At 31.9% G+C, this 15,372-nt stretch carries 11 protein-coding genes; 9 read left to right on the forward strand and 2 right to left on the reverse strand.

Going from position 1 to position 15,372, the window contains the following annotated elements; genetic code table 11:
• On the reverse strand, window positions 1-1,071 hold a 1,071-nt coding region (locus Q4Q35_RS02210), incomplete at its 3' end, for a hypothetical protein (protein ID WP_303276288.1).
• A 591-nt stretch (window positions 1,072-1,662) separates the two neighbouring features.
• Here Q4Q35_RS02210 and Q4Q35_RS02215 point away from each other — a divergent pair.
• The 8 genes from Q4Q35_RS02215 to Q4Q35_RS02250 all read left to right on the forward strand — a co-directional run bounded on the left by Q4Q35_RS02215 (window position 1,663) and on the right by Q4Q35_RS02250 (window position 9,360).
• On the forward strand, window positions 1,663-2,511 hold the full coding sequence (locus Q4Q35_RS02215; RefSeq protein WP_303276289.1) for a helix-turn-helix domain-containing protein: 849 nt from the start codon (window positions 1,663-1,665) through the stop codon (window positions 2,509-2,511).
• Between the two features lie 92 nt (window positions 2,512-2,603).
• Entirely contained in the window at window positions 2,604-2,771 is a 168-nt protein-coding gene (locus tag Q4Q35_RS02220; protein WP_303276290.1) for a hypothetical protein, read from the forward strand.
• A gap of 129 nt (window positions 2,772-2,900) precedes the next feature.
• Complete coding sequence (locus Q4Q35_RS02225) at window positions 2,901-3,449, forward strand: carboxymuconolactone decarboxylase family protein (protein WP_303276291.1); 549 nt, start codon at window positions 2,901-2,903, stop codon at window positions 3,447-3,449.
• A gap of 122 nt (window positions 3,450-3,571) precedes the next feature.
• Window positions 3,572-3,958: a cupredoxin domain-containing protein gene (locus tag Q4Q35_RS02230; protein WP_303276292.1), complete on the forward strand. Its 387-nt coding sequence runs from the start codon at window positions 3,572-3,574 to the stop codon at window positions 3,956-3,958.
• 138 nt (window positions 3,959-4,096) lie between these two features.
• Window positions 4,097-4,690, forward strand: coding sequence for a TetR/AcrR family transcriptional regulator (locus tag Q4Q35_RS02235; protein WP_303276293.1), 594 nt, complete (start codon window positions 4,097-4,099; stop codon window positions 4,688-4,690).
• 168 nt (window positions 4,691-4,858) lie between these two features.
• On the forward strand, window positions 4,859-7,237 hold the full coding sequence (locus Q4Q35_RS02240) for an efflux RND transporter permease subunit (protein ID WP_303276294.1): 2,379 nt from the start codon (window positions 4,859-4,861) through the stop codon (window positions 7,235-7,237).
• Between the two features lie 24 nt (window positions 7,238-7,261).
• Window positions 7,262-8,032, forward strand: a complete 771-nt coding sequence (locus Q4Q35_RS02245) for an outer membrane lipoprotein-sorting protein (protein ID WP_303276295.1) — start codon at window positions 7,262-7,264, stop codon at window positions 8,030-8,032.
• A gap of 116 nt (window positions 8,033-8,148) precedes the next feature.
• Complete coding sequence (locus Q4Q35_RS02250) at window positions 8,149-9,360, forward strand: hypothetical protein (RefSeq protein WP_303276296.1); 1,212 nt, start codon at window positions 8,149-8,151, stop codon at window positions 9,358-9,360.
• A 774-nt stretch (window positions 9,361-10,134) separates the two neighbouring features.
• On the opposite strand, the gene Q4Q35_RS02255 is transcribed toward Q4Q35_RS02250, so the two are convergent.
• Window positions 10,135-12,120, reverse strand: a complete 1,986-nt coding sequence (locus Q4Q35_RS02255) for a M1 family metallopeptidase (RefSeq protein WP_303276297.1) — start codon at window positions 12,118-12,120, stop codon at window positions 10,135-10,137.
• 545 nt (window positions 12,121-12,665) lie between these two features.
• On the opposite strand from Q4Q35_RS02255, the gene Q4Q35_RS02260 reads away from it, so the two are divergent.
• Entirely contained in the window at window positions 12,666-15,203 is a 2,538-nt protein-coding gene (locus Q4Q35_RS02260; RefSeq protein ID WP_303276298.1) for a DUF559 domain-containing protein, read from the forward strand.
• Window positions 15,204-15,372: the final 169 nt, after the last annotated feature.

A 15,372-nucleotide genomic window follows, 5' to 3' on the forward strand; every position in this document is an offset into this window, starting at 1 on the left:
CATTATAGGAGCAAAAGAGAAATCGCCTTTTGATTTAATAACTTTCCCGCCATTATTAACATTATAGTTAGTTAAACCATTACCTATTGATGTACAGTTTGTCACCGTAGCACTTGATGCTAAATAAGTACGAATACCTCCCCGCATATGCTTTACTGTACAATTTTCTACAGTTACGGCTCCTGTACCCCCATATGAACGAATACCATCTTCGGAAAGTGGGTACATAACATCCGTAGGAATTGGAATAGGAGATTCGAAAGGCATTGCAAAAGGAGTGCCCGGTGCAGCAATTTGATAATTACTGCGGTAAGGGTAATCGTAAGTATTGGTGTCATTATATAGGTCTGCACTAGGTCTCATTCTTCCTTCAACATAACAGTTTTTAATTAGGCTGTTATCTGCTCCATTTTGTATGAAAATACCATGCCCAAATGCATTTTGATACATTGTTATACCATCTAAAGTGCTTCCATTTCCACCACCCTCAAGACCATTGATCACTAAACCACAACGTTTACTATGGAAAAAAGTTTTGTCTGAGCCAATTCCATAAATACTTCCATAACCGTAGGGGTAAGAACCTCTAATAATTAATTCGAAATCTATTATTTGGTTGTAATTTCCAGAAATACGCATAACTGCAGCACCTCTTAATCCATATGCAAGCGCAGGATCATTATTATAAGCACTATAATCTGTAACCTCTGTTAAACCACTGGCATAATAATCTTCAATAGCTCCATTTTTAACTATGTTATTGTTACCAGACACATGAAAGTAACTTTCTCTAATTGAGCCAACTAAAGTTTTAATTCGTGCCCCTGTCATATCAATTATGTTATTAGAACCAGAGCAAGTAATTACCCTTAATTCACTGGGTAAATCTTCTAAATAGTATTCACCCGCTTGTAAAACAATTTGTTGATTACTATTTTGTACAGCTGAACGGAACTCAGATAAGGAATTAACGAATACTTGTGTTTGTGCATTACCTATATAAAATGAAGATATAATAATGGTAATCATCATAAAAGACCATTTTTGATTTTTAAAATTAAATTTATACATAACTTATTATTTTGATTTTGATTCATATTTTTTAATTTTTTCATGAAAATCTTATAATAAATATCCGATTTAATAAGAATATTATGTATAAAAATTAGGTCAATAACTATAACTTATGACTCATTTTTTTGTATTTAAAGGATTATAGTAACTAGATAACTTTACTTACACTATAATTTATGTGTTTAATGATAGTTTGATCTAACAATAATCTTATTGTTCTGATTATTAAAAACTTAAATCCAAATGATACATTAAGGTACCAGATAACAATTTTAACTAGCGGAAGAAATGTCGTAATTGGGGTGTTATTCAGAATCCTACCTGATCGGCAGACAGGAAGGTACGACTGAAGAATCTTTAGAAATTAATTATAAAGATTCTTCGCTTTGCTATGAATGACAAATAATTGAAAATTAAGTATTTATAAAACACATCAATGGTAGATTCGTTCAGCACAGGTCACACAGTATTAACTAAAGTTGAAAACCTATTTAAATTTGTAGGTATTAATGCCTTTCAACTTTAAGTTTTTAATTATTCCTTTGAACTTGATTGTAATGTTATGACTTTAATTGAGACCTAGTAATCATGACACATTCATTTTCCGAATTTTCTACAAATGCTATTCTAAAAGTTGGTGACGAATCACTACTTACACCTTATAAAACTTCTAAACAATTAGGAGTGTATGCATTTATTTGGACTAGTAATTCTAAAGCAGAACTTATAGTAGATAGTATGCCTTTAACACTAGAGCCCCATAGTATTGTAGCTTTAACAGAAGTTCAATACCTTCAATTTATTGAAGGTGAGAATTTAAATGTATATTTCTTTAACAGAGAATTTTATTGCATTAAAGACCACGATCAGGAAGTGGGTTGCGCAGGCCTATTGTTTTTTGGAAATGACCATATCCCCCTTATTCATTTAAATGAAAAAGAACAAAAGAAGTTTAACATTCTACATGAGGTCTTTGTCGATGAGTTGGAGACTAAAGATACTATTCAAGCAGAAATGCTGCGCATGCTTATGGCTCGATTTATTATTAAAAGCACACGTATACTTAAAGCTAAAGATACTATTGAAACAAAACAGGTTTCTAAAGATTCAAAAACAGAATTACTTAGAAACTTTAATGTATTAGTAGAATCTTATTTTAGAAAAGAGCACAGTGTGAGTTTTTATGCAGAAAAGCTCTTTAAATCTCCAAAAACATTATCCAATACGTTTGCCAAATTAAATACGAGTCCGCTAAGAATAATTCACGAACGTCTTATACTTGAATCAAAACGACTATTAGTCTACACCGATAAAACAGCCAAAGAAATTGCTTTCGAAATTGGTTTTGAAGACGCCTCACATTTAAGCCGACTGTTTAAAAAACACACTTCTTTTTCACCCTCAGAATTTAAAAAACAGCTTAAATCCACTTCTTAGGAAAAATTGACAAGTTTTAGGGAAATCCATTCATTTTATAACACCTTGTTGTAATGCACCTTTGTAGTGTATAATTAAAACATCAAAACGTTATGAAATTAAAGCACATATCCATTTTCAATTTAATTGAAATATTTAGACATAATAGAAAAAAGACTCTTAATACTATTAGTCTTAAAACGCATTGCGAACAGAATCATATCTATGATTTTTATTGTGATGCCGAAAGACCTTATATAGACACTAATATAATGTCTTAAAAAAGATAAGGGAAAAATAGACAACTACAAAGGAAGAACTTACATGGTGTAACTTTTTATATGGTTGCAACTTTGTACCAGAATTACAAACAACAAAATTTAAATAATAATAATTAAAAAATTAAGAAGATGAGCACATTTAATGTACCAAAAAGAGAAGAAGTAAGCGAAAACAATCAAGCTATTTTCGATAATTTAAACAAAGCATTAGGTTTTGTACCAAATATTTATGCAACCTATGCACATAGTGATACAGCATTAGAAAATTATTTAAATTTTTCGAATGCAAAAACATCCTTATCAACAAAAGAAAAAGAGGTTGTTAATTTAGCCGTAAGTGAAGTAAACCAATGTGTTTATTGTTTATCTGCACACACAGCTATTGGAAAAATGAATGGTTTTACAGACGAACAAATTTTAGAATTAAGAGCTGGTTATGCATCGTTTGATACTAAACTAAACGCTTTAGCCCAATTAGCTAAAAACATAACAGAAAATAGAGGTAAAACAGATGACGCCGTTTTAGAAAACTTCTTCAATGCAGGATATACAAAAGGAAACTTAATTGACACAATTTCTTTAGTTGGAGATAAAACAATTTCTAATTACGTACACAAAACAACACAAGTCCCAGTAGACTTTCCAGTAGCACAACCGTTAAAAGCAGTAACTATATAATTAAAATAATGTCAGGTCGAGCGCAGTCGAGACCTTTTAATCAATAACTATTTAATAACCTCTCGACTTTAGTTTATACTGATCGGAGCCGAAGTACTCGAGAGAACATAAAAACAAAAACAATGAAAAAAGTAATTTCAATTTTAGTAATCGCATTAGTATTCACATTAAACACCAATGCACAAGACAAAATGATGAAAAAGGCTGTAAAGACTATCTCTTTAGAGCAAACAAAAGGTGAGTTTACTCAAAAAGGGTTAACTATAAGTGAAGGAGAGTATATTTTCGAAGTAGCAAACAACCACGCAGCTAAAGAAGTAGGTTTAGTATTAGTAGCTAAAGGTAAAGACGCTAGTAAACCAGAAAACCATATTAAAACAGCATATGTAACAGAAGTAGTTAAAGATGGTGAAGTTGGAAAAACAAATGTTACTAAGTTAACAAAAGGAGAATATGTTTATTTCTGTCCGTTAAACCCAACACCACAATATACGCTTATAGTAGAGTAGCGTAGTTTTTAGGTTAATTAATAGTAGAAAAAAGACTGTCCAAAATAGGCAGTCTTTTTTACGTTTATATAAATTTTAACATTTAAAATTTGGATTAACTAGACGAGTGGTCATATTTTTGTATCGAATATTAATTTTATGCTTAAAACTGTTAAACATGATGCCAAAGCAGGTTTCCTTTTAGAAAAGGGAATAGAGATCCTGTGGAGTAAAGGGTATAATGGTACAAGTGTGAATGATATCGTTAAGGCTGCCGACGTACCTAAAGGGTCTTTTTATTTTTATTTCGACTCTAAAGAAGATTTTGCAGTTAAGGCCATAGATAAGTATTTTAATGCGCATTTTGCAGAATCAAAAGTACTTTTAGAAGGTACATCTATAAACCCAAAGCAACGTCTTATAAATTTTTATGAATTTAGAGCAAGTCTTTTAAAAGGAGAAATGGAGTGTAAAATGGGTTGTATGGCTTGTAACCTTGCTAGTGAAATGGCAGATCATAATGAAAAGATAAGAACTGCCATTTTGGTAAAAGAACAAAAAGTATTAGCATTAATTACAAGTACAATTAAAGAAGCCCAAGAAACAGGAGACATTAAGAATACGATGAAAGCAGAAATTATAGCTTCTTTTATTGAAGATGCAGGAAAAGGATCCATGATTAGTATGAAGGAAATGAAAAGCCCAGAACCGATTGACAATTTTATACTTATGGTTAAAGAAATACTTATGTAATATTTTTTTGATACTTTGATAGACGACTGGTCAACTATTAAAAATATAAAACTTTTGTCCCCTTTATTAATTTATAAAACGTCTTAAATACAAACTATTAATTATTAATCAAGATCAGTCAGATACAACAAATATATAATCGACTGGTCAATTACTAAAATCACTAAAATGAATGCATTTAAAAAGGCAGGAAATGCCACCAATGTTTTTGCCAGAAGTTGGGCCAACTTCGTAATTAAGTATAAATGGCCTGTGTTATTGGCAGCACTAATATTAGCCATAGGATTAGGTTCTAAAGGAAATATGGAATTTGATGGAGACTATCATGTTTTCTTCAGTAAATCGAATCCAGAATTAGAAGCATTTGATGCTTTACAAGATAAGTACACAAAAGATGATAATGTAATTATTGTTTTGTCTCCATCTAACGGTAATATTTTCACTAAAGAAAACCTTACTGCCATAGAAGAATTAACCGCAGAATCTTGGAATACCCCCTATTCCTCTAGAGTAGACGCAGTAACTAATTTTCAACATACAAGCGCCGTTGGCGACGATCTATATGTGGATGATCTATCTTATGAATCGTCTTTAAAAACAGATGCAGAGATTTTAGAAATTAAAGAAAAAGCTTTAAAAGAACCACTGCTTGTCAACAGAATCCTTAACGAAAAAGGGAGTATAACAGCCATAAATATAACCGTTAGACTTCCCGGAATAGATTTAAATGAAATCCCTGGAGAAGTGACACCTTTTGTTCGAAATATGATTTCTGATTTTAAGGAAAAGTATCCGAATTTTGAAGTGCATACCTCTGGTTTAATTCCAATGAATACTGCCTTCTTCGAATCTTCAATGAATGATATGGGACTAACCATGATTATGCTAATTATAGTTATTATAACCACATTTATTTTAACCAGAAATATTTGGAGCACATTAGCTACTTTAATTGTCGTGCTGCTTTCTATAATGAGTGCCATTGGTTTTGTTGGTTTAATGGGTATTAAATTAACACCACCATCATCAGTATTTCCAACCATGATTCTTACGTTAGCCGTAGCAGATAGTATTCATATACTTGTTACCATGCTTCAAAAAATGCGTAAAGAAGGACTCAATAAAGTTGATGCACTAAAAGAAGCTATGCGACTAAATTTTATGCCCGTATTTATTACAAGCCTAACAACAGTTATAGGGTTTTTAACTATGAATTTTGGTGATGTCCCACCGTTTTGGGATCTAGGAAATATCACAGCTTTTGGTATGGGAATGGCCTTCCTCTACTCTACTACGGCGTTACCAGCATTAATGGCTATTTTACCAGTTAAATCTAAAGTTAAAAAAGAAGACACTAAAGTACGTAAAGAATGGTACGCTAGCTTAGGTAATTTTGTAGTAAAACAACCAGTAAGACTAACAATCATCTCTCTTTTAGTTATTGGAGGATTAACATACCTCGCTTCTAAAAACACTTTTAATGATGAGTTTGTAAATTATTTTGATGAAACTGTTGCATTTAGAACAGACACCGATTATATAAGAAATAACCTTACAGGCATTTATAATATTGAATACTCTATAGGAAGTGGAGAAAGTGGAGGCATTAATAACCCCGAATATCTTAAAAGTTTAAATGCTTTTGAAAACTGGCTTAACGAGCAACCAGAAGTCATACATGTAAATGCTTTTAGTGAAGTCGCGCGACGTGTAAATAGATCGATGCACGGTGATAATGAAAGCTTTTATCGCGTTCCAGATAATAGAGATGAAGCCGCCCAGTATTTATTGCTTTACGAACTGTCTTTGCCCTTCGGTTTAGATTTAAATAATCAAATTAATGTAGATAAATCTGAAACTCGTGTAACCGTAACCTTAGATAATATTACAAGTGCAGACATGATTGCCTTTTCAAAAAAAGGGGAAGATTGGTTAAAAAATAACACCCCAGAAGCCATGCATGCCATAGGAGTAAGTCCAACATTGATGTTTTCTAAATTAGGATTTAGACAAGCAGAAAGCATGCTTACAGGTAACATAATAGCACTTATCTTAATTTCTTTGGTGTTAATGCTAGCCTTAAAAAATTTCAAATTAGGCTTATTAAGTATCATCCCTAATGTAACACCCGTTTTGGTTGGCTTCGGTATTTGGGCACTATATAAAGCACAAATAAACACAGGAATGGTGATTGTTTTCGGAATGACATTAGGTATCATAGTAGACGATACGGTTCACTTTATGAGTAAGTTTTTAAGAGCCAGACGTGAGTTAGGTTACGATGCCAAACAAGCTGTGGTATATGCTTTTGAAACCGTTGGTAAAGCCCTTGTAACAACAACCATTGTTTTATTGGCAGGTTTCGCAGTACTCTCTACATCGTCATTTGCATTAAACAGTTATATGGCAAGAATTACAGTAATCATCATTTTATCAGCATTAATAATAGATTTCATCTTACTGCCATCCTTGCTAATCCTTACAAGTAAAAAAGAAGCAGTCGCAGTTAAAAATATAAAGACAACACAAGTCGCTTTCGATAAATAAATTAATAATAACAACCATAGAAAAATGAAAAAAATAGTTTTTATACTAATCGTATTAATCACCTTAGGAATACAAGCACAAACATCTGAAGAGCTCGGATTACAAATTGCTAAGGCAGCAGAACAAGCAGATTTAGGCTTTAATAGTTCTACAGTAAATTTAAAAATGACCCTTAAAAATAAAAATGGTCAGACCAGCGAACGTTCGCTTACTACAAAAACATTAGAGCTTACAGATGATGGAGACAAATCGTTAATCGTTTTTAATAGCCCTAAAGATGTAAAGGGGACTTCCACATTAACATTTACACATAAAGTTGGTTCAGACGATCAATGGTTGTTTTTACCATCCATTAAGCGCGTAAAAAGAATTTCATCTAATAATAAATCTGGCCCTTTTGTAGGTAGTGAATTTGCATATGAAGATCTATCATCTCAGGAAGTTGAAAAATACACCTATAAATTTATTGAGGAAAAAGGAAGTCTTGTAGTTGTTGAGCAAGATCCTGTAGATCCAAAATCTGGATATACTAGACGCTTGGTAACCTATAATAAAGACAAAGGATATCGTTTTGAGAAGGTTGAGTTTTACGATAGAAAAAATGCTCTATTAAAAACATTGATTTATAGTAATTATAAAATATACAAAAACAAATTTTGGAGAGCCGCTACATTTACTATGAAAAATCACCAAAGTAATAAAGAAACCATATTGGAGTTTAGCGATTATAATTTTGATATAGATTTATCGGAGGAAGATTTTACCCAAGTGGCATTAAAAAGAATCGGAAGTTAGACTAACTCAAATAAAGCAATGCCATAGACTAACTTTTCTTAAACGTTCTTTGTTAGTTGGTTAATATCAGGATTAAGAATAATAGTCTTTTGGTATTGCTTTTATAATTAAGCAGAATGAATCAAAAAATAATATTTAATGGCATTATTTTAATTCTTTTTTTGAGTTTTAACAGTTTGAATGCTCAAGATGAAGAAAAGAAAAGTAATCAAGATTTTGAATTAGAAATAGAAGCAGAATACAGATATTTTTACGATGACGCAGCATTTAATAACCAAAAACAACATTTTCCCTCTATAGCCTTTACCCCAGAATATTCATTAAATTGGAATAAAGGATATGAAGCACTTAATTTTACTGGCTTTTTTAGATTAGATGTAGACGATGAACGAACACATTGGGATATAAGAGAGTTGTATTATCAAAAAGCTAAAAATAATTGGGAATTAAATATTGGGCTTAAAAAAGTATATTGGGGTGTAACAGAAAGCAACCATTTGGTAGACATCATAAATCAAACCGATGCTGTAGAGTCTTTTGATGGTGAAGATAAATTAGGACAACCCATGGTTCAGTTTACTTATACAACCAATAAAATAGGTAGTTTTGATTTCTTTTATTTACCATATCATAGAAAGCGAACATTTTCAGGAGAAAAAGGACGTTTAAGATTCCCTCTCGTTATTGATAAAGATGATTTAACATATGAAAGTGCTGCTGAAGAATGGCGACAAGATGTAGCTTTTAGGTGGAAACACTATTTTGGAGCTTTTGATGTGGGACTGACTCATTTTTATGGAAACGGAAGAGAACCCTTATTTACTTTTGATCAATTAGGTAATATTAACGCATTTTATCCAGTAATAAATCAAACAGGATTAGATTTACAAATCACTCATAATGCATTCCTTTGGAAGCTAGAGTCTATTTACAGATCGGCTAAAGCACAAGATTTCTTTGCTATGGTAGCAGGTTTAGAATTTACCTTTAGTAATATTGATGGTAATGGTTTAGATATTGGGTTATTAGGAGAGTATCTTTATGACGAACGTGATGAATTGGCTTTAAATGCTTTGCAAAATGATGTGTTTTTTGGAAGTAGAATAGCTTTTAACGATACACAAGACACATCCATTTTAATTGGCGGGATTTCAGATTTAGAATCCAGTAGTAAAATATTTAGTATAGAAGCTTCCAGACGTTTTGGAAGTAGTTGGACGGCAGAAGTAGAAGCCAGAGTTTTTAGTAATATTGATTTTAATGAACTTATATTGTCTAATTTTAGAGAAGATAGCTTTTTAAGATTTAGCATTTCCAAATATTTTTAAACACTTTGATATTCTCAAAAGGTAGACACGAATTTCACAAATTTACACGAATAAAATCTCATTGTATTTGGGATCTCTATACTTAGACAAACACATACCCTGTAAGGTCTTATTCTAACCTTGTAGGTATTAGAACAATCTTAATTTCAATAACAAATAATTCTTTTTACATCCTAGTATATCCTACAAGGTCTTATTTTGACCTTGTAGGTATTTATAATTAAACAAAATAGACCCATAAGGTTTTCAAACCCTAGTAGTGATTGATAATTTTTAAGACTAGCCTCATACAAAAGTCTAAACAAAATCTCGCATTACATCCTAGTATATCCTGCAAGGTCTTATTTTGACCTTGTAGGTACTTATAATTAAACAAAATAGACCCATAAGGTTTTCAAACCCTTATAGTGATTGATAATTTTTTAAGATTAGCTTCACACAAAAGTCTAAACAAAATCTTGCATTACATCCTGGTATATCCTGCAAGGTCTTATTTTGACCTTGTAGGTATTTATAATTAAACAAAATAGACCTATAAGGTTTTCAAACCCTTGTAGTGATTGATAATTTTTAAGACTAGCTTCATACAAAAGTCTAAACAAAATCTTGCATTACATCCTAGTATATCCTGCAAGGTCTTATTTTGACCTTGTAGGTATTTATAATTAAACAAAATAGACCTATAAGGTTTTCAAACCCTTATAGTGTTTGATAATTTTTAAGACTAGCTTCACACAAAAGTCTAAACAAAATCTTGCAGGATAAAAAATTCTATTACTTAGCCTTTAGCATCTCTTTAGCAAATTTTGAAAATTGCCAACTATGATGCTTTGTGGCTTGCTCTAAATTTCCCTGGCATTCCTCGCCACAAGCACTAATTCTTTTTAAGTAACTAAATGCATTCATGCGCACTTCAAAACCATATTTTGAGCTTGTATAGTCAAGAAGTTCGTTAAAGAACAGAACATTATTTTCAGGTTCAAAATCATTAGTAACCAAGGCAAGTGTTAACCAAAGTATTCTAATATTTTTATCATTAAACCCTTGAATACCTTTGGTTTTATCTAAATATTTTTTTCGTTCCTCAGGAAAACTATTCCATAACCCAAATAAAGCAGCCTCTATAGTTATATAAGATGCATCATCAAGAAGCGTCTCATAACTTCCTTTAAGGGCTTCTGGGACTTTAAAAAGTGTTTTAGCAATCGCTTGACGTACTTTTACAGGATTCTTAAAATCTTCTTTTTGTAATTTTTCTGATATTTGTGAAATGACCTTTATTTTAGCTTCATCCGAAATTCCAGATGCTATGTAATCTTTACACTTAGATGTGTAAACCTCACAATCAACCATTAAGTATTCTTGTATAAAAACTGATTTTTTAAGACTTTCTAACGCCTCATCATAATGAAACTTTTCAGTTTTCAACCAATCAACTACAAACACATCAAAACGCTTACCACTCACCTGCTCTATTTCATTTATAAAATCATCAGTCTCTACATTTTTAAATTGATTTTTATTCAGATAATTTTTCACGGCAGTTTTAAAAGCCTTGTCTCCTATCTTCTCTCGCAGCAAGTGTAATACCCAGGCTCCCTTTTTATAAAAAGTTGTACTACTCGATTTTGGGTCTAATAGCGATGTAGACTGCCCAGCCTTATCTTGATCTAACAACTCTTGTGCATACTCATAAAGCCTCCAATAGTAGTAATTATCTCCAAACACGTCTCGCTCTGCCAACAAAGCATAATAGGTAGCAAAACCTTCCTGTAGCCAATGATGTGTACCGGAAGTTTCGGTAACCAAATCACCAAACCATTGATGCGCCAGTTCATGAGCATTAACATTCACGTAATTTTTATCTACAAAAGCAATAGAATCAACTACAAAAGCATCAGAAAAAATAGTGGCACTAGTATTTTCCATTCCAGCATACAAAAAATCCTTTACAGGCACTTGTTTATAATTCTGCCACGGATACGGCACACCTATCTCTTCTTCTAAAAAATCAAACATGTGCTTGGTATAGCGGTAGGTTGGCTCTACCTTTAATGAGTCTTCCGGATAATAATACATTTCTAAAGGAATACCACTTTTAGAAGTTTCTGTTTTTTTACAGTATTTACCAATCGCTAATGCTACCAAATAACTAGACATGGGTTGTTGCATATCGTAGTGCCATTTTTTTTCTCCAAAAGAGTCTTCTGTATTTATAAGCTTCCCATTTGCAATAACTTCGTAATCTTTATTGAAAGTAACAGTTAAATCAAACGTTACTTTATCATTCATATCATCAATACTTGGCAACCAATTACTAGTATATTTACCCTGACCTTGTGTCCAGACCTGTCCAGAGTCTTTAGAAGGGTCTTCCCAACCTATAAAATACATCGCTTTTTTAGGGTTTGCAAAATACCTAAAGCTTAACCTAAATTGTTTACCTTTTTTAAAATCGTGGATCAACCATAATTTCTTATTATCATGATGGTTAGAAACCATGCCCCGATATATACTATCAGATTTAATTTTATCTGAAAACAGCTTAACATCTATAAATCTCATGCTTACGGCATCTAGGTAAATAGAATCTACATCTTGTAGAACATCAAATTTATAGGTAATCTTTCCAGAAACTTTATTTTGTGATATATCAAAATCAATTTCAGCTTTACAATTTTTAAAATCTACATACTCGGTTTGTTGCGACGTAGCAATAGAATTAATAAACAAAAACAACAGGGCAAATTTCAATTTCATATATCGAATATAGCAAACTTTAGTCCAAAATTTAATACACAGCTTATTTTTAGTCATAATATCCTAATACATAACCAACATATAGAGAAATTATTGAATAACCTATAATCAACAGAGCAATTAAAAACGTAAAACACTAACAAACAACACTATAAAAACAAATTCAATAATTTTTTTCTTTTTCTAAAGTACAAACCTCTCACCCTTTTTAATCACCATTTTATCGAATTAAATCATTTTTATAAGAATAAACAACTATATTAAGTAAGAAAATTATTATACATACTCTAACCGAATTAAATCGAACTAGCAATTATAAGCTTAAGTACATTACCATATTCTTGACTAGAAATAACAAGAAAGGTAAAGTAAAATTATCGCAGAAAAGGTACTAGAGTAAGCTTTTTAATAGCGATATAAGATCGCAACTAATATTAATTTTTGGTTGCGATCTTTTTATTTAAAAACATCCTTAAATTTTAATCAAATGCATAAATTTATATGGTTGTTTTATGCTTTAATTGAAATGACTTAAATTCGCTTTTATGTCTGTAAACCTTCAAACTCCTATAGATTATTTAAAAGGTGTCGGCCCGAATAGGGCTGATTTACTTCGTAAGGAGTTAGGTATTCATACTTATCAGGATTTAATCAATTTATTTCCAAATAGGTACATAGATCGTACACGGTATTATAAAATCAATCAACTGCAACGTAACAATGCCGATGTTCAAATAATTGGAAAACTTATTGCCTTTAAAGAAGTGGCACAAAAACGTGGTAAACGTTTAGTTGGAACTTTTCAGGATGATACCGGCACTATGGAATTAGTTTGGTTTAGGGGACAAAAATGGATTCGAGATAGCCTGAAGCTCAATAAACCATATGTGATTTTCGGAAAAACCAATTGGTTTAATGGTAAGTTTAATATGCCACATCCGGATATCGAAGCGTTAGAAGACCATAAAAAAAATTTACGTTCTGCCATGCAGCCCGTATACCCTTCAACAGAAAAACTATCAAATAAGGGAATTACAAATCGTGTGATTAATAAAATCATGCAGCAACTTTTTTTAGAAACAGGTAAAAGATTTACCGAAACCCTGTCTGAAAATTTACTTACCGAACTCAAATTAATTTCAAAAAGTGAAGCCCTTTTTAATGTTCATTTTCCAATGAGTACAGAGCTACTTTCTAAAGCTCAATTTCGGTTAAAATTTGAAGAATTATTTTATGTTCAACTACAACTTATTATTAAAAATTTAATTCATAAATCAAAAATTAAAGGCTTTCCTTTTGAAAAAGTAGACACCTATTTTAATACCTTTTTTAAAGAACAATTACCCTTCGAATTAACCGGTGCACAGAAACGTGTATTGAAAGAAATTCGTTCCGATTTGGGTAGTAATGCTCAAATGAATAGACTCTTACAGGGAGATGTTGGTTCGGGCAAAACCATAGTTGCGCTCATGTCAATGCTAATAGCACTTGACAACGGTTTTCAAGCTTGCTTAATGGCTCCGACTGAAATTTTGTCAGTCCAACACTATAATGGATTAAATGAAACATGTAATAAACTGAATATCAGTATTGAAATATTAACAGGTTCAACTAAAACTTCAAAAAGAAAAGAAATTCACGAAAACCTGGAAAATGGCAATTTACAAATACTTATTGGCACACATGCTTTACTCGAAGATAAGGTTAAATTTAAAAATTTAGGGCTTGCCATAATAGATGAACAACATCGATTTGGAGTAGCCCAAAGAAGTAAATTGTGGAGGAAGGGTCCTCCTCAATCCTCCCAAAGGGAGGACGCTAAATCTGTTCGTCAAAAGTATATGACTGCTCACCCTTCAGCATACAATTTATTAAAAGAACTTCAAGCAGAAAATAAAAAACAAAGCACCCAAGCTGAATCCATTTTATGGGAATCTCTAAGAAATAAGAAACTTAATTATAAATTTAGAAGACAGCATATTATTGATGAATTTATAGTTGACTTCGTTTGTTTAGAAAAGAGTTTAATCATTGAAATTGATGGAGGCTATCATAATACCATTGAACAAAAGGAAGCAGATGCTTTACGTATCAAAATACTAAATGAAATTGGGTTTAAAGTTATTCGATTTACTAACGAACAAATAATTGGAGATATTGACAATGTATTAGCATATATTGAAAAACGCTTAAAAAGTCTCCCCTCTGGGGAGATTAGTGGGGCCTCTACTCCTCCGCATATTTTGGTGATGACAGCAACTCCTATTCCCAGAACTTTAGCTATGTCTGTTTATGGTGATTTAGACATCTCAGTTATTGATGAATTACCTCCAGGCAGACAGTCTATAAAAACGGTGCATCGTTATGATAAAAACAGATTGAATGTTTTTAAATTTATACGAGATGAAATAGCAAAAGGTAGACAAATTTATATTGTATATCCATTAATTCAGGAAAACGAAAAAATGGACTATAAAGATTTAATGGATGGTTACGAAAGTATATCAAGAGACTTCCCTTTGCCGGATTACCAAATATCCATAGTTCACGGAAAAATGAAACCTGCCGATAAAGATTACGAAATGCAACGCTTTATAAAAGGTGAAACCCAAATTATGGTAGCTACAACCGTTATTGAAGTTGGCGTTAATGTTCCTAATGCCTCTGTAATGATTATTGAAAGCGCAGAACGTTTTGGCCTATCACAATTACATCAGCTTCGTGGTCGTGTGGGACGTGGTGCAGAACAAAGTTATTGTATTTTAATGACAGGCCATAAACTTAGCAACGATAGTAAAACACGTCTAGAAACCATGGTAAGAACTAGTGATGGTTTCGAAATCGCAGAAGTTGATTTACGTTTACGAGGCCCTGGAGATATTATGGGAACACAACAAAGTGGTGTTTTGAACCTTAAAATAGCCGATATTATAAAGGATCATGACATTTTGCAATTGGCCAGACATCATGCAAAAACTATACTTAAAAACGATGCTACACTATCTTCAATAAACAACAAAGTTATTTTAGACACCTACAGAGCATTAAGCAAATACAAAAATATCTGGAATTATATTAGCTAAAAAAAGCCCAACCAAAGGGTTGAGCTTAATTGACTGTTAGCAATTTGATTGATGATGGTTTTTTAATTTAACTTGAGTTTTATTTAAGATAAACTCATTTTAAGGATAAACTCAATAATATTGTTACCTGCAACCTTGAGCGCAGTCGAAAGGTCATTAAAATTCAGAA

The organism is Flavivirga aquimarina, from assembly GCF_030540835.1.
Lineage (GTDB): Bacteria > Bacteroidota > Bacteroidia > Flavobacteriales > Flavobacteriaceae > Flavivirga > Flavivirga aquimarina.